Origin of the sequence: Mesorhizobium sp. M7A.F.Ca.US.006.01.1.1 (assembly GCF_003997935.1) — a bacterium.
Lineage (GTDB): Bacteria > Pseudomonadota > Alphaproteobacteria > Rhizobiales > Rhizobiaceae > Mesorhizobium.
In genome coordinates this window covers 1-16,550 of sequence record NZ_RZQL01000163.1, presented here as the reverse complement: position 1 = coordinate 16,550, position 16,550 = coordinate 1, and the positions used below count along the sequence as shown (strand labels likewise).

The 16,550-nt window shown below is 62.3% G+C and carries 15 protein-coding genes and 1 pseudogene; 12 read left to right on the top strand and 4 right to left on the bottom strand.

The features are described from left to right. From EN943_RS24980 to EN943_RS24925, 12 genes are all read left to right on the top strand, one after another. Positions 1-329: glycine cleavage T C-terminal barrel domain-containing protein (locus tag EN943_RS24980; RefSeq protein ID WP_281060859.1), on the top strand; the 329-nt coding region annotated here is incomplete at its 5' end. Between the two features lie 137 nt (positions 330-466). Beyond that, positions 467-1,360, top strand: coding sequence for a methylenetetrahydrofolate reductase (locus tag EN943_RS24975; RefSeq protein WP_127415045.1), 894 nt, complete (start codon positions 467-469; stop codon positions 1,358-1,360). Then, positions 1,357-2,223, top strand: a complete 867-nt coding sequence (gene purU / locus EN943_RS24970; RefSeq protein WP_127415044.1) for a formyltetrahydrofolate deformylase — start codon at positions 1,357-1,359, stop codon at positions 2,221-2,223. The genes EN943_RS24975 and purU overlap by 4 nt, the downstream gene beginning before the upstream one ends. A gap of 55 nt (positions 2,224-2,278) precedes the next feature. Further along, positions 2,279-3,484 carry an aminotransferase class V-fold PLP-dependent enzyme gene (locus EN943_RS24965; protein WP_127415043.1) on the top strand — a complete coding sequence of 402 codons (1,206 nt, stop codon included), beginning with the start codon at positions 2,279-2,281 and terminating at the stop codon, positions 3,482-3,484. A 13-nt stretch (positions 3,485-3,497) separates the two neighbouring features. Next, positions 3,498-4,457 (top strand): D-glycerate dehydrogenase, encoded by a 960-nt coding sequence (locus EN943_RS24960; protein ID WP_127415042.1) that lies wholly within the window; start codon positions 3,498-3,500, stop codon positions 4,455-4,457. Between the two features lie 79 nt (positions 4,458-4,536). Further along, positions 4,537-5,802 carry a serine hydroxymethyltransferase gene (gene glyA, locus EN943_RS24955; protein WP_127415041.1) on the top strand — a complete coding sequence of 422 codons (1,266 nt, stop codon included), beginning with the start codon at positions 4,537-4,539 and terminating at the stop codon, positions 5,800-5,802. Between the two features lie 137 nt (positions 5,803-5,939). Continuing rightward, entirely contained in the window at positions 5,940-6,731 is a 792-nt protein-coding gene (locus tag EN943_RS24950; RefSeq protein ID WP_027163726.1) for an AraC family transcriptional regulator, read from the top strand. 252 nt (positions 6,732-6,983) lie between these two features. Then, on the top strand, positions 6,984-7,874 hold the full coding sequence (locus tag EN943_RS24945; protein WP_127415040.1) for an aromatic ring-hydroxylating dioxygenase subunit alpha: 891 nt from the start codon (positions 6,984-6,986) through the stop codon (positions 7,872-7,874). 245 nt (positions 7,875-8,119) lie between these two features. Then, positions 8,120-9,139: a BMP family protein gene (locus EN943_RS24940; protein ID WP_027163724.1), complete on the top strand. Its 1,020-nt coding sequence runs from the start codon at positions 8,120-8,122 to the stop codon at positions 9,137-9,139. Positions 9,140-9,171: 32 nt separating this feature from the next. Then, positions 9,172-10,695 (top strand): ABC transporter ATP-binding protein, encoded by a 1,524-nt coding sequence (locus EN943_RS24935; protein WP_127415039.1) that lies wholly within the window; start codon positions 9,172-9,174, stop codon positions 10,693-10,695. Further along, positions 10,692-11,768 (top strand): ABC transporter permease, encoded by a 1,077-nt coding sequence (locus tag EN943_RS24930; protein ID WP_127415038.1) that lies wholly within the window; start codon positions 10,692-10,694, stop codon positions 11,766-11,768. Before EN943_RS24935 ends, EN943_RS24930 begins: the two co-directional genes overlap by 4 nt. Then, a complete protein-coding gene (locus EN943_RS24925; RefSeq protein WP_127415037.1) occupies positions 11,761-12,693 on the top strand; it encodes an ABC transporter permease in 933 nt (310 codons plus the stop codon). Before EN943_RS24930 ends, EN943_RS24925 begins: the two co-directional genes overlap by 8 nt. A gap of 3 nt (positions 12,694-12,696) precedes the next feature. Here EN943_RS24925 and EN943_RS24920 read toward each other — a convergent pair whose 3' ends face one another. The 4 genes and pseudogenes from EN943_RS24920 to EN943_RS24905 form a co-directional block, all read right to left on the bottom strand. Further along, on the bottom strand, positions 12,697-13,617 hold the full coding sequence (locus EN943_RS24920; protein WP_027163720.1) for an ABC transporter permease: 921 nt from the start codon (positions 13,615-13,617) through the stop codon (positions 12,697-12,699). After that, positions 13,617-14,708 carry an ABC transporter permease gene (locus EN943_RS24915; RefSeq protein WP_127415036.1) on the bottom strand — a complete coding sequence of 364 codons (1,092 nt, stop codon included), beginning with the start codon at positions 14,706-14,708 and terminating at the stop codon, positions 13,617-13,619. The genes EN943_RS24920 and EN943_RS24915 overlap by 1 nt, the downstream gene beginning before the upstream one ends. Next, positions 14,692-16,239, bottom strand: coding sequence for an ABC transporter ATP-binding protein (locus tag EN943_RS24910; protein WP_127415035.1), 1,548 nt, complete (start codon positions 16,237-16,239; stop codon positions 14,692-14,694). Before EN943_RS24910 ends, EN943_RS24915 begins: the two co-directional genes overlap by 17 nt. A 97-nt stretch (positions 16,240-16,336) precedes the next feature. Continuing rightward, a pseudogene (locus tag EN943_RS24905) lies at positions 16,337-16,550 on the bottom strand (BMP family ABC transporter substrate-binding protein); the annotation flags it as partial.

Genomic DNA, 16,550 nt, shown 5'->3' with positions numbered 1-16,550 from the left:
ACCATCGTCAGCTCGTCGGGCTCGACATCGACTGGTCGCAAGCCATCGACGGCAAGGGGCTCGAGAGCGATGCGCCCGGAAATCTGCGGCGCGTGCAGTGGTACCCGTTGAAAGCCTTCCGCGACGGAGAGGAAGTTGGGCACGCCAGCAGCGTCGCCTGGTCACCTTCGACGGGCAAGATGATCGGCTTCGGCCATCTGCGGCGTGAGGCCGCCGAGACCGGCACCGAGCTCACGCTGAAGTGGAACAAGGATGGCGTAGCGGCCGATGTCAGCGCGCGTGTCGTGGCGCTGCCATTCCTGTCGCTCAAACGCGCTGCCAACGGTTAGCGAAACGCTGTTTCGAGAGTCCTGTCGTTGCATCCTCCCGTGACGACAAGCCGGGCAGCTGGTCTGCCCGGCTCCCTTTGCCGCGGCCTACGGTGTCGCGAAATCGTCAAGCTGGTCGGGAGAGACCTGGAAAGATCATGAACGACATGCGCCAAGAGCTTATCCAGACACGAGGTTCGGCTGCATTTGCGTTCGACGCGGAGGTGTCGATCGAACTGGCACCGGCGCAGGCACGCACCTTTGCGCCACAAGCCGACTGCTTCCCGCTTGGCTCGCGCGTCTTTCTTACTCACCTTCCCGGCAAGCCCGAGGCTTTGCAAATCGAAGCCGCTCGCCGGATCAAGGAGTTGGGCTTTGTGCCGGTGCCACATCTGGGCGCGCGGAACTTCAATTCGGAGCGGGACTATGTCGATCTTGTCACCGCGCACAGTCGAAACGGGATAAGCGAAGCGCTCTTTCTTGGCGGCAATCCGGCTCTCTTTCCGGGGCCGTTGGGAGAGGCAACCCAGTTGCTCGCCCATCCCGTGGTCAAAGACAGCACGATACAAACAGCCTTCGTCGCCGGCTATCCGGAAGGGCATCCAAGCATCGTCGAAGCCGTGCTGACGGACGCATTGCGGCGCAAGCTCGACATCTGTGCCGAGCGGTCGCTGGAAGCCAGGATCGTATCGCAATTCGCCTTCGATGGCGACATGATCGCCGCCTGGGCGAGCACTCTGCATGCGGCGCATCCCGGGCTGCCGGTTCATGTCGGTCTGGCCGGCGTGACCAGCCTTACCAAACTCATCCGGTTCGCTATGATGTGCGGTGTCGGTCCTTCGATCGCGGCGCTGCGACGTTCCGCCAGCGGCCTCTTCAACATCGTGGCCGACCGGAGCCCAGCCGAGATCTTGCAAACCATGGCGGCAAGCTACCCGGCGCCGACCGGGCCTCTACACCTCCATTTCTTCCCATTCGGCGGATGGGAAAAGACGCTTGCCTGGTTCAGCGATTATCGCGAGGCGTGCTGGCCGCAGGTCAACGAGCGATGAATTGTGCAGCGCTTCGACTGTCGTTCATTCTGACGCTGTCCTGCGAAGACCAGGCCGGGATCGTGGCGGCGGTGACGACCGAACTTGCCAACCTTGGCACCAACATTGCTGAAAGCAGCCAGCATTGGGACCGGGTCTCGAACCGTTTCTTCATGCGCATTGCCTTTTCGGTGCCAGCCTGGGTGTCTGCCGATGCCATCACCAAGGGACTTGCGCCCGTGGTGGATCGCTTCGGCCTGAGCAGCCGCCTGCTTGAGCGGAGCCGTCGGCCGAAAATCGTCATCATGGTCTCGAAGTTCGACCATGCATTGCTGCACCTCATCTACCAGATCCGTGTTGGCTGGCTCGAAGCCGAGGTCGCAGCGATCATCTCCAACCACGAAGACAGCCGCGAAACCGCGGCATGGGCGGGCATTCCTTACTACGTCCTCCCGATCTCGAAGGACAACAAGCAGGAACAGGAAGGCCGGATACTGGCGGTGATCGAGGACGTCGGCGCCGACCTCGTCGTCCTGGCCCGCTACATGCAAGTGTATTCCGACGACCTCGCGGGGCGCCTGTTCGGCAAGGTCATCAACATCCACCATTCGTTCCTGCCAAGCTTCAAGGGCGCGCGGCCGTATCACCAGGCTTTCGAGCACGGGGTCAAGCTGATCGGCGCCACGGCTCACTATGTGACCGCTCAACTCGACGAGGGGCCGATCATCGAGCAGGAAACCGAGCGGGTAACGCATTCCATGAGCGTCGAGGATTTTATCGCGGCCGGCCGTGACATCGAAAGCCGCGTTCTGGCGCGTGCCATCAAACGGCACCTCGAAGCCCGCGTGATGATCAACGGACGAAAAACGGTTGTGTTCGCGTAAGGCGGCAACACCGGCCGGTGTGTGGCGACGCTCATATCAACAGGAGAATCAGACCATGAAGAATGGAACAGCGCATCTTTTTATTCCGGGTCCGACCAACATTCCCGACGCGGTGCGGCGGGCCATGAACGTGCCGATGCAGGATATGCGTGCCCCGGATTTTCCGGAACTGGTCCTGCCTCTGTTTCGCGACCTGAAGCGGATATTCAAGACCGAGACCGGCTGCGTCTTCATTTTTCCCGGCTCGGGCACCGGCGCCTGGGAAGCAGCGATCTCCAACACGCTCAATCGTGGCGACCGGGTGCTGATGTCGCGCTTCGGTCAGTTCTCCCATCTATGGGTCGATATGGCCGAGCGGCTTGGACTTGAGGTCGATTGCATCGATGTCGAATGGGGTGAGGGGGTTCCGCTCGACGCCTATCGGCAACGGCTGGGTAACGACAAGGGCCGTGAGATCAAGGCGGTATTCGCCACCCACAACGAGACCGCGACCGGCGTGACATCCGACGTCGCCGGCGTGCGTGCCGCGCTCGACGAAACGGCGCACAATGCGCTGCTGTTCGTCGACGGCGTCAGCTCGATCGGTTCGATCGATTTCCGGATGGACGAATGGGGCGTCGACCTCGCCATCACCGGTTCGCAGAAAGGGCTGATGCTGCCTGCCGGTCTCGGCATCCTGGCGGTGAGCGCCAAGGCTCTGGAAGCGCACAAGCAGTCGCGCATGGAGCGTTGCTATTTCAGCTTCGAGGATATGCAGGTTCCGTCCAAGACCGGCTTCTTCCCCTATACGCCGCCAACGCAGTTGCTGCTTGGCCTGAGAGCCAGCCTCGACCTTATCTTTGCCGAGGGACTGGAGCAGGTTTTTGCCCGTCACCACCGCCTTGCCGAAGGTGTGCGCCGCGGCGTGCACGCGTGGGGACTGAAGCTCTGCGCCAACGAGGAAAAATGGTGGTCGGATACGGTTTCGGCGATCGTCGTCCCCGATGGTGTCGATGCCAGACAGGTCATCGCCAACGGATATTCCAGATATCGCACATCCTTCGGCGCGGGCCTCAGCAAGGTGGCCGGCCGCGTGTTCCGCATCGGCCATCTCGGCGACCTCAACGAGGTCATGTGCCTCGCTGCCCTGGCCTCAGCGGAAATGTCGTTGCGCGACGCCGGAGCCCGGATCGAGGCCGGCTCCGGTGTTGCCGCTGCCCAGGAATGGTACCGCGCCGAGATCGGCCGGACCTTGCAGCCGCAGCACGAACACGCGGCTTGAGAGGATCGCAGTCATGAGCAAACCGAAGGTAATCGTGACCCGGCGCTGGCCGCATGAGGTCGAACAGCGCCTCGGCGACCAGTTCGATGTCACGCTGAATGAAGCCGATCGTCCCTATGAGCAACAAGAGCTCCGCCAGGCCCTGCTGCTTGCCGATGCAGTGCTGCCGACCGTGACCGACCGGCTTGGCGCGGATCTCTTTGCAGGCGGGGGCAGGGCAAGAATGCTTGGCAATTTTGGCGTCGGATTCAACCACATCGACATTGCCGCGGCCAGCGCAGCGGGGCTGGTCGTCACCAACACGCCCGCCGTGTTGACCGATGCCACCGCCGATCTCGCCATGACGCTGCTTCTGATGTGCGCCCGCCGTGCCGGGGAGGGCGAGCGCGAGCTGCGCTCCGGCAAGTGGACCGGCTGGCGGCCGACGCATCTCTGCGGCACCCAGGTCAGCGGCAAGACCGTCGGCATCATCGGTATGGGGCGTATCGGCCAGGCCATGGCCAGGCGCTGTCACTTCGGCTTCGGCATGGAGGTCGTCTTCTTCGACAGCCAGCCGGTTCCCCACCCCGGCATGCCGGCGCGGCAGCTGGCGACAGTGGACGAGGTTCTGGCGGCCTCGGATTTCGTGTCGCTGCATTGTCCGGGCGGTGGCGAGAACACCCGCCTCATCAACGAACGCCGTCTTGCCTGCATGAAGAAATCAGCCTTCCTGATCAACACTGCGCGCGGCGATGTGGTGGATGAGGACGCGCTGGTTCAGGCGCTGCGCGAGCGTCGGATCTCTGGTGCCGGGCTCGACGTTTTCGAGACGGAGCCGTCCGTGCCGCGCGCCTTGATGGAGCGGGAAGATGTCGTGCTGCTGCCACATCTGGGCAGCGCCACCAGCGAAACGCGGGTCGCAATGGGCACGCGGGTGATCGACAATCTGTCGGCCTTCTTCGAAGGACGCACCCCGCCTGACGCGGTGAACTAACTCCCCGTTCCAATTCCAACACCAGGCAATGGCGACGCCGAAAACCGTGTCCGCTTTTTGCCGCCAGGAGACGAGCAGAATGTCCGGCTTTTTCCAGAGGAACCTCCAGCTCCAGGATGCGGTGGTCGCCGATGCGATCGCACGCGAGATGGGCCGGCAGCGGTCCGAAATCGAGTTGATCGCATCCGAAAATGTCGTTTCGCCGGCTGTGCTGGAGGCACAAGGCTCGGTGATGACCAACAAATATGCCGAGGGCTATCCGGGGCACCGCTACTACGGCGGCTGCCAATATGTCGATCTGGCCGAAGCGGCTGCCATCGACAGGGCTTGCCGGCTGTTTGGCGCGGCGCACGCCAATGTGCAACCGCATTCCGGCGCGCAGGCCAATGGCGCGGTGATGCTCGCCATGCTGAAGCCGGGCGACACTTTCATGGGTCTGTCGCTCGCCGCCGGCGGGCATCTGACGCACGGTGCCCGGCCGACGTTGTCGGGAAAATGGTTCAACGCCGTGCAATATGGCGTGCGCCAGAGCGACTGCCTCATCGATTATGAGGAGCTGGAGGCCAAGGCATCCGAGACCAGGCCCAAACTGATCATCGCCGGTGGGTCGGCCTATCCGCGTATCATCGACTTCAAGCGCATCCGGGCGATCGCCGATGCCGTCGGCGCCTTGATGATGGTCGACATGGCGCACTTCGCCGGCCTGGTCGCCGGCGGCGTGCATCCAAACCCGGTCGAGGTCGCCGATATCGTCACCACCACGACGCACAAGACGCTGCGCGGCCCGCGCGGCGGCATGATCCTGACCAACAACCCGGATCTTGCCAAGAAGTTGAATTCGGCTGTCTTTCCTGGCCTGCAGGGAGGCCCGCTGATGCATGTCATTGCTGCCAAGGCCGTAGCCCTGGGTGAAGCGCTGGAGGACGGGTTCAAGACTTATGCCCGGCAGATGGTGGCGAATGCCAGGACCCTGGCCGCGACGCTTCGAGAGCGCGGGTTCGACATTGTCTCCGGCGGAACCGATACGCATCTGCTGCTGGTCGACCTGCGCGGCAAGGGCCTGTCCGGCAAGGACGCGGAGGAGGCGTTAGGCAGGGCAGGGTTGACCTGCAACAAGAACGGCATTCCCTTCGATCCGGCGCCGCCGGCCGTCACTTCCGGCATCCGGCTGGGCACGCCGGCCGCCACGACGCGCGGTTTCGGGGAAGGGGAGTTCGCCCGTGTCGGCAATCTCATAGCCGACGTGCTGGATGCGGTCGGAACGCAATGGGGCGCCGAACAGGAGAAGGCGGCTTGCCGGTCGGTCGAGGAGCTTTGCGAGGCATTCCCGATCTACGGCCGCTGAGACGCGCCAGCCGGATTTCGTTCGTACAAGCAAACGCCTTGCACCACGGAGCAACACCCTCGACTATTGGAGATGCCTGTGTCGGCAATCAACTCGACTTCTTGCGTGACGCCGGCAGCCTGAGAGGGAACGTCACCATGCGCCTGCCACCGATCGACCTTAGCCGGGAGAATACTTTCGGGGAACTGACCTATGAGAATGGTGGCGAGTATGGCCCGATCGGTGGCGACTATCTGGCTTTCATGCTTGTCCACATTGGATCCCTGCGGCTCGAGGCGGACGACGGCGTCCTGCAACTGGAGGCGGGGCAATGCGCTCTGTCGCTGACGCGCGACCGCTACATGACGACGGTAGCGCCGGATATGCTGACCCATATCAGCTGGTGCGACGGCCGGCCCCAGAACGCGGCGTGGCTGTACAAGGAGCGCGAGAAGTTCGCGCCGTTCATCGTCGCCTCGCCGATGGTTCACACCCTCATGCAGTTGGGTGTCGATCTTGGTCTCGGCGAGCGCGGTGGCCGCGGTGGTGTTCGCGAGTCGCTGACCAACGCCTTGCTCCACGCCTTCATCTACGAGGCCGAGGTGATCGAAGCGGAGCGGCCGATCCCGCAGACGATCCTGCAGGCACGCCGTTTCCTCGAAGAGAACTTTGCCGCCGATCTGTCGATCGAGCGGGTGGCGCAGCAGGTGCGCGTCAGCCCTCAATATCTGGTCTCGGCGTTCAAGAAACATCTCGGCATGACGCCGGCCAAATATCTGTGGCGCTGCCGTCTCGACTACGGCACGCATCTGCTGCAGCGGACAGGATTGTCGATCAGCGAGATCGCCTATCAGGTTGGCTACAAGAATCCCTATCATTTCTCGCGGCAGGTCAAGCTGGCATTCGACTGCTCACCGACCGAGCTCAGAGAGCAGAAGCGCAACGCCTGATGGTTGCCACGTGCCTTCGGATGATGAGGCAAGCATCGCTTCAGAACCGGGCGGATGAACTGGCGATATGCTTTCCTCAAGAGCAGACATGGCGGTTTTCCAGCCGCGAATGAAATGTCGGGACCATCAGGACTGATCCGGCTTGCGGCGATGGGCCGTCGGGCAACGGACCGGAGTCCTGCAACCTCGTTGCCGGTTACGCCTCGGCCAGATCCGTTCACCGACAACAGACATTCCAGGCTGGACAGCATCATGGGCAATTTCTCTCACCTCGATCCCGTTGCGCTCAACGACTGGCATGTCGTTGCCTGTATCGAAGACCTGCCGGCCGATCGGGCGGTGCGGACGGTCCTGCTCGGTGAGCTGATTGACGTTGGCCGGCACGAAGGCAAGGTTGCCGTCTGGCAAGGCCAGGCCACTGTCGAAGCCGGCCGAAGGCAGCTCCCTGTCATCGAGCGGTTCGGCTATGTCTGGACGACTCTGGGTACGCCAGAGCGCGACCTGTTCGAGATTCCTGAGTTTTCCGAAGCCGATCGCCGCCACATCATCCAGGGCGTCGTACGGGTCAATGTATCGGCGCCGAGGGCGGTCGAGAACTTTCTCGACATGGGGCATTTTCCATTCGTCCACACCGGCATTCTCGGCGAGGAGCCGCACACCGAGGTCAAACCTTACAAGGTGCAGGTTTCGGCCGAGCCGCCTGAAATAATGGTCACCGATTGTGAGTTCTACCAGCCGCAGGCAAATGCGGGTTCGACGACAGGGGCCGACACCGAATACATCTACCGGGTGCCGCACCCGTTCTGCGCCGTCCTCTACAAGACGGGGTCCCGGCAACGTGACCGGCGCGACGTCATCGCGCTGTTCGGGCAGCCGGTCGAAGAGGACTGGGTGCTCGTCCATATCGTCATCTGCTTGCTGGATGAAGTCCGTGACCTGGCAACGCTCAGGCGGTTTCACCAGACCATCCTGGGTCAGGACAAGCCGATCCTGGAGAATCAGGTTCCGAAGAGGCTGCCGCTGGACCCCCGTTCCGAGGTGCCGATCCGCGCCGACGCCGCGTCGGCCGCCTACCGTCGCTGGCTGCGCGAAAGGGGCCTGCGTTATGGCGTCGTGGCTGGCGACGGTAGGCAGCCGCACTAGTCATGGGCGCATTTTCGGACATGATTAATTGCGGATATGCGCGAAAGAAATCGCAGCCATTGTTAGCCGACCTTCGCCGTGGAAGTTTCAGACACAAGCTGGAAGACCGGCTGCCTGACAACGCCATAGGGGACGTTGTCCAGGCAATCGCCGCCTCCAAGTAGGCAACCGGAAAAGACAAGAATATCCGGGTGACGACAAGGCGGCATTGGACAGTTCTCGGACTGGAATGAGAGGATCATGCAATGACCAACACCATCACGCGACGCACGGCAATCCTGGGTTCAGCAGGCGCCCTGCTTCTTTCCGGGCTTGTGCGGTCCTTTGCGGACACGCCAAAGACACTGAAACTGGCGGTTATCCTGGACAGCCTTTCCGATGTCGGCTGGTGCAGGACACTGCTCAACTCGCTTGAGGACATGAAGACGGCGAAGCCCGAAGGGCTCGAAATCTCCTGGGACTATACTGACCCGCTGTATGGAGACGATGCCGAAAACGCCATGCGCTTCTACGCCGAGAGCGGTCAGTACGACATCATTTGGGGCCACAGCACCTATTCGGACCAGGTCAAGAAACTGAGCGCCGAGTTCCCGGACCTGATGTTTGTCGTCACCGGTTCCGGCAATCACCCGGTCGGTGCCAATCAATACTGGATCTACAAGCGGCTGCACGAACCGTCCTACCTGCTCGGCATGCTCGCCGGCCATACGACCAAGTCCGGCATGATCGGCGTCGTCGGCACCTTTCCGGCCAACGACGTCAACGACCAGATCAACGCGTTCTTCGAGGGCGCCAAGGCGATCAAGCCCGACATCCAGCATCGCCTGTCTTTCATCGGCTCGTGGTCCGACAATGCGCTGGCCGCCGAGCATGCCAATGTGCAGATCGCGGCAGGCGCCGATGTCGTCTTCATGCTGACCGACAATTTCAAGCCCTGTCAGGAGCACAAGATCATGTGCTTCGCCAACATCAATGACCAGAACAAGGTCGCTCCCGATGCTATCGCATCCAGCGCCATCATCAGTTGGAAGCCCGATCTCGAATGGATCATCGGCGAGTGGCTTAAGCGCAAGGCTGGCGCACAGTTCAGCGGCAATGCCGAACCAAGGTGGTTCTCCATGGCGGAGGGTGGCACCGACATTGCTCCCTACCATGATTTCGACGGCAGGATTCCGCAGGTGGTGAAGGACGAAATTTCGGCCAAACGGCAGGAGATCATGTCCGGCAAGTTTGTCGTTCCCCTCAACACGGCCGAGGTGAAGTAAGACACGTTAACCAGGCAGCCCGGTGCGACCCAATGGAAGACCTGCTGAACGTCCAGAACCTTACAAAGCGATTTGGCAGCGTCGTTGCCAATGACGGGATCAATCTCGACATCCGCAAGGGCGAAATTCACTGCCTCTTCGGTGAGAACGGTGCCGGCAAGTCGACGCTGTCGTCCTGCCTGTACGGATATTACAAGGCCGACAGCGGCGTGATCCGCTTCAAGGACGAGGTGGTGGAGCTGAATTCGCCCGCCGATGCGCTGCGGTTGGGCATTGGCATGGTCCACCAGCATTTCGTGCTGGTGTCCAATTTCACCGTACTCGAAAACATCATCGTCGGCAGTGCCGATGTCGGGTTGCTGCTGCGGAAGGCCGATGCCCGCCGCAGGATTCTCGGCCTTTGCAGGGACTGCGGCATCGACATCGATCTCGATCGGGAAATCTGGCAATTGTCGGTCGGCGAACAGCAATGGGTGGAGATACTCAAGGCGCTCTATTTCGGTGCCGAGCTGCTGATCCTGGACGAACCGACAGCGGTTCTGACGCCGCAGCAATCCGACCAGCTCTTCGTCATCCTTGACGGAATGCGCAAACGCGGATTGTCGATCATCCTGATCAGCCACAAGCTCCGCGAGGTGATGCAGTCGGACAGGGTCACCATCCTGCGCAAGGGCAAGGTCGTCGCCACAGTGAAAACTGCCGATACGACCGCCGAAGCGATCACTGCCCTCATGGTTGGGCACAAGGTGACGAAAAGCGTCAGGGACAATTCCGTCGCTCCGGCGGGAGAAATCCTCTCGCTCGACAGGGCGTCGGCACGTGGTGAATGGGGCGAGGATGTCCTCAAGGACGTGACTTTCGCCGTCGCCGCCAACGAGGTCCTCGGGCTGGCCGGCGTTGCCGGCAACGGCCAGAAGGAACTGTTCGAGGTGCTCATGGGAATTCGCCCGCTGCAATCGGGCGGCTTCTCGCTGGAAGGGAACCCGGTCGTGGCGCCCACATCGCGCCAGATCCTCGACAGCGGTGTGGGCTTCATTCCGGAGGATCGTTTCCTCGAAGGGTTGATCCCCGAATTCGGAACCGCCGAGAACCTCGTCCTGGGATGGCAACGCTCGCCGGAATATTGTCGCGGTCCATTTCTCGATCGCCGCAAACTGGCTGAGTTGGCGAGGCGCAAGATCGACGAATACAAGGTCGCTACCGCCTCGGCGGACCTCCCGGTGGAGCGGCTGTCGGGGGGCAACGCGCAGCGTGTCATTCTTGCCCGCGAGTTCCAGCATGCGCGGCGGCTGCTGCTGGCCAACCAGCCGACGCGAGGGCTCGACGTTGCGGCCTCCGAATTCGTCTACGAGAAAATCCTGGAAAAGCGGGCCGCCGGCTTTGCGATCCTGCTGGCCTCCGAAGAACTCGAAGACCTGCTGCGCCTTTGCGATCGCATAGCGGTCATGTTCAAGGGCCGGATCATGGGCATCGTGCGACCCGAGGAGACCAGCCTCCTCGAACTTGGAATGATGATGGCTGGCGATGCCAGCCAGCTTGCGCGGGTAACTCAATGATTTCACTTCAACGACGCTCGGGCAATAGCCTGGGATGGAACGTCGTCTGCTATTCGGCGGCGATGCTCGGCGCTCTTCTGGCTTCCGCTGTCCTGCTGAGGCTCTCCGGTGGCGATCCCGCCAAGGCTTTCTCGGCCTTGCTGGTCGGTGCCTTCGGCAGCCAGGGCGCCTTGCTCGGCTCGCTGGCGAAGGCCACGCCGCTGTTGCTTGTCGGACTGGGCACCGTATTCGCGTTCAGGGCGAAGATCTGGAACATCGGCCAGGAAGGCCAGGTGTTCGCCGGCGCAATGGCGGCCTATTGGGTGAGCTTCTGGATCGCGCCACTGCCGGACTGGCTGGCAGTCTGCACGCTCGCAGTTGCCGGGATGGCCGGTGGCGGCGCGCTTGGCCTTTTGGCCGGCGCCCTGAAAACCAGATTCGGCACCAGTGAAATCATTTCAACGGTGATGCTGAACTACATCGTCATGTATCTCCTTGCCTACCTTCTCGATGGCGGTCCTTGGATGGAGACGGGCGTTACGGTGGCCTATCATCAATCGCCGCCGGTCAGTCCTGGCCTCGAGTGGCCGGTCCTCTTCGGCATCGGCGCCGGCAAGTTGCATGTCGGCTTCCTGTTTGCCCTCGCTGCCTCGGCGTTCAGCTCTGTTCTGCTCGACAAGACATCGCTTGGTTACGAAATCCGTGCATTCGGCTCCAATCCGACCGCGCTGACGTTTCGTGGCACCAATGTTCGCCGGCTTCTCCTGACCGTCATGCTGATGTCGGGAGCCTTGGCCGGGCTGGCGGGCGCCGGCGAGCTTTTCGGGGTCTCGCACCGGCTGCGTGCCGAGACGTTGCTTGGCATCGGCAGTTCGGGGATCGTGGTGGCCATGGTGGGCGGACTGCGCCCAAGCGGCGTGATGATCGCCGCACTGTTCTTCGGCGCGCTGGAAAACGGCACGATCTACATGCGGCTGAAGAGCGGCACGCCGGCGGGCCTGGTGTCGGCGATGGAAGGGATGGTCCTGTTGTTCTTTCTCAGTGCCGCGGTCGCCACACGGCTTCAGATCACGAGGAGGGAAGTTCATGCTTGAGCTGCTGCAAGGACCGCTGCTGATCAGCCTGCTGGCAGCGATGGTCCGCATTGCCACACCTTTGCTTTTCTCGGCAATGGGCGAACTCGTCACGCAGCGTGCGGGCATCTGGAACATCGCTGTCGAGGGCACCATGCTGATCGGCGCGGTGGTCGCTTACATGATCGCGTCGACCACCGGATCGCCATGGCTGGCCTTGGCGGTCGCGATCTTTGCCTGCGCCGCAAGCAGCCTGATCATGTCATTCGTGACGATCGTGCTGAAGGCCGAACAATTCGTCGCCGGACTGGCGCTCAATCTTCTCGCATCGGGCGTCACACTGTTCTGGTTCCAGGCCTATGTGGCCGGCCGTCAGCCGCCGACATTCAGGGGCTTTGACCAGGTTCCAATCCCCTATCTGTCGGACATTCCGGTCCTGGGGCCGGTGCTGTTTTCGCAGCGCCTGCTGACCTATGCTAGCTTCTTCCTGCCCTTCCTGGTCTGGTTCTTCCTCTACAGAACCAAGTACGGTCTTGAAGTGCGCTGTGTCGGCGAAAATCCGAAAGCACTGGATGTCAAAGGATTGAATGTTGGCCTCAGGCAGTGTCTCGCGATCATGTTCGGCAGCATGATGTCCGGCTTCGGCGGCGCGTTCCTGATGCTCGGCTATTCAGACAAATTCGTTCCCGACCTAATCGCCGGGCGAGGCTGGCTGGTGGTCGTCGCTATCATCGCCGGCAACTGGATGCCGTTCCGGGTTGTCGGTGCGATCTTCATCTTCGCGTTTCTGGAGGCGTTGGGCATCCATGCCCAGGTCGTAGGGATTCCCGTTCCCCATCAGATATTCCTCGTGCTGCCCTATGTGGCATCGCTTGTGCTGCTCGCCGGTCTGCGGTCGCGCACGCATCAGCCGGTCGCGCTCGGCGTGCTTTACAACAGGGAATAATCCCTAGCTCGCCGGGCGGAATGGTTTTGCAAGCGAAGCCGGAAAATGCAACGCAAGCATCTGACGGTTTCGCGATATGAGGACCAGCACGATGATTGTCGCCAGATAGGGCAGGGCCGAAAGCAGTTCTGACGGCACTTCCAGCCCCAGCGCCTGTCCTTGCAACTGCAGGATCGTCATGCCGCCGAACAGCCAGGCGCCAAGCAGGATGCGCAGCGGCCGCCATGTGGCGAACACCACCAGCGCAAGTGCTATCCAGCCCTTGCCGGCGGTCATGTTCTCGACCCACAGTGGTGTGTAGGCGACCGACAGATAGGCGCCCGCCAGTCCCGCCATCAGCCCGCCGAACAGCACGGCCATGTAGCGGATCCTGATCACGGGGTAGCCGATCGCATGCGATGTCTGCGGTGACTCGCCGATCGTTCGCAGGATCAGCCCGGCTTTCGTGCGGTAGAGAAACCAGCTGATGGCTACGAATATCACCAGAGCCAGGTAGACCATTGGATCGAAGCGGAAGAGCAGGGGACCGATCAGCGGCAGATCGGACAGAACAGGGACGTTGATGCCGTGCAGGGCCTCGATCGGCTCGCTGCCGAAGCCGCGTCCAAGGAAGGCCGACACGCCGGAACCGAAGATGGCCAACGCCAAGCCGGCCGCATATTGATTGGTGAGGAAGGTCAGCGCCAGAACGCCGAACAGCAGCGAGGCGGCGGCACCTGCCAGCGCGCCGGCAAGGATCGCGACAGGCATCGAATAGCCCGCGGTTACGGCCCCAAAAGCCAATGCGGCGCCTATCAGCATCATGCCTTCGATGCCGAGGTTAAGCACGCCGGACTTCTCCACCACGAGTTCGCCGAGCGCCGCGAATATCAGCGGCGTGGCGGCAATGACGGTGCCGGTGAAGATGGCAATGAACAGGTCCATCAGGCTGTCTCCAGCACATGCGTGTCTCGGGCCGGCCGCACCAGACGTACGCGATAGAAAATGAAGAAGTCGGCGGCGAGCAGGAAGAACAGCAGGATGCCCTGGAAGATGCGCGTCAGCGCCGAGGGCAGGCCAAGCGTCATCTGCACGCCTTCGCCGCCAAGGAAAAGCAACGACATCAACAGTCCGCCGAGAACAATGCCGAAGGCGTTCAGCCGGCCGATGAAGGCAACGATGATGGCGGCAAAACCGTAGCCAGGCGAAATCTGCGGCGAGAGCTGGCCGAGCGGCCCGGCGGCTTCCGCCATACCTGCGATGCCGGCCGCCGCGCCCCCAGCCAGCAGTCCGATCCAGACGGCGGCAGATTCGCGAAAGCCGGCATAGCGGGCGGCAAGCGGTGCCGCGCCGCTCACCGACATCTTGTAGCCAAGGAAGCTGCGGTCGGTAAACAGCCACATCACGAGCACGGCGACGACGGTGATGAAGATCGAAGGGTTGAGCCGATAGGCCGGGTCGAAGGGAACGAACAAGGCGGCTGTCGGCAGAAGTGCCGTCTGCGGGTAGTTGAAACCGGCCGGATCGCGCCACGGTCCATGCACGAGATAGGACAGGAACAGCGTGGCGATATAGGTCATCATCAGCGTGACCAGGATCTCGTTGGTGTTCATGCGGGCGCGCAGGAAGGCAGGGATCGCCGCCCATGCCATGCCGGCGCCCATGCCGGCAACGAACATCAACGGCAACAGCAGCACGCTGTCCGGGTTCGGCCAGAAGAGGCCGACGCCGCTCGCCGCAATCGCGCCCATGGTGAACTGGCCTTCGGCGCCGATGTTCCAGACATTGGCGCGGAAGCCGATAGCCAGCCCACACGCGATGAGGATCAGCGGCGAAGCCTTGAGCAGCCATTCCGACAAACCGTTGAGGGAATTCAACGGCTCGACAAAGAAGGCGTAGAGCGTCGGCAGCGGATCGTGTCCGAGCGAGGCAAAAAAGACCGAGCCGACGATCAGCGTCAAAACCGTCGCCAGCACCGGTGCGGCGACGCGCATTGTTGCCGAAGGTTCCGGCCTTTGTTCAATCCTGAAGTGCAACGTCGCCACTCCCGTTTGCCATTTGATCCTTGCTCATCGTTCGGCCGGTCATCAGCAGTCCGATCTCCTCGCGGTCGGTCGTCTTGCGCACCAGCGGTGGCGACACCTGGCCCTGGCATATCACCAGCAGCCGGTCGCAGATCTCGAACAACTCGTCGAGCTCCTCGGAGACGACGAGCACCGCCGCGCCGGCGCGGCTGAGGTCGACGATGGTCTGGCGAATGAAGGCGCTGGCTCCGACATCCACACCCCAGGTCGGCTGCGAAACAAGCAGCAGTTTCGGCTCAAGTGCGATCTCGCGGCCGACGATGAATTTCTGCAGATTGCCGCCCGACAAGCTCTGTGCCGTCGAACCCGGACCGTTGGCCTTGACCTTGAACCTGTCGATGATGCCCGCGGCGAAGGCGCTGGCCTTGCGGCGGTCGACCAGGCCCTTGCGAACGGTGCCGAAGCGATGGGCGGTGAGGACCGCGTTCTCCCACAGTGTGTGCGACGGCACGGCGCCCCGGCCAAGCCGTTCCTCGGGAACGAAGGCGAGACCGAGCTTGCGGCGCTCGTCGGCACGAAGGCAAGCGGCAGCGGTACCGCAAATCCTGATCGCGTCGTTGTTGTGATGCGTGCGTTCGCCGCTGAGCAAGGCGATAAGCTCCGCCTGGCCGTTTCCGGATACTCCCGCCAGGCCTACGATTTCCCCGCCATGAACGTTGAAGGAGACGTCCTTCAGATCCACGCCGAAATGGTCTCTTGCCTTGACCGAAAGGTTATTGACCTCGAGCACCGGCTTCTCGCTCGGGGTCGGCGGGCTGACATGCATTTCCGGCAGCTTCGAGCCGACCATCATGCGGGCGAGCTCGAGCGAGGTCGTCTCTTTCGGCCGAGCGGTGCCGGTGACCTTGCCGTTACGCAGCACGGTTGCGGTGTCGCAGAGCTCCTGCACCTCGTCGAGCTTGTGGCTGATGTAGACGATGCTGCAGCCTTCGGCGGCGAGTTGTCGAAGCGTCTCGAACAGCTTGACCACCGCCTGTGGCGTCAGTACGGAGGTCGGCTCGTCGAGGATCAGAAGCTTGGGCGCCTGCAGCAGGCAGCGCACGATCTCGACGCGCTGCCGCTCACCGACAGAGAGGTCATGCACCTGGCGATGCGGATCGATCGGCATGCCGTAGCGAAGCGAAAGCTCGCGGATATTCTCGGCAAGCGAGGGCAGGTCGAAGGCGCTGCTTGCCGAGAGCGCGATGTTCTCGACCACCGAAACGGATTCGAACAGCGCGAAGTGCTGGTAGACCATCTCGATGCCGAGCGCGCGCGACGTCGCTGGGTTGTGCGCCGCGATCGGATTGCCGTCGCAGAAGATCTCGCCGGAATCGGCCTGCGCCGCGCCATAGATGATCTTCATCAGGGTCGATTTGCCGGCGCCGTTTTCGCCCAGCACGGCGTGGATTTCGCCGGGCTGGATAGACAGCGAGACGTCGTCATTGGCGACGACGCCGGGATAGCGCTTGCAGATGTTGCGCAGTTCTAGACGCGGATGCATGGCGGGTCCTGCCGTGGCGTGAAGCGAGGTTGGACGGGAACCAGGCAGGGCGACGCCGAAGGTTGGCCTCGACGCCTCCCTGGTTCTTTGATGGCGCTCAGCTCAGCTTGCCGATCATCCCCTTGACGAACCAGTTCATGCCGCGAACATCGTCATCGGCCAGGACCGAGCCTGCGGCAACCTTGACGTTGCCGTCCTGGTCCTTCAATTCGCCGCCATAGGGGTGCACCTTGCCGCTGCCGATGTCGGCCTCGAGCTGCTTCAGCTTGGCCTTGGTGTCGGCCGGTATGCCGTCATTGTAGGGCGCCATC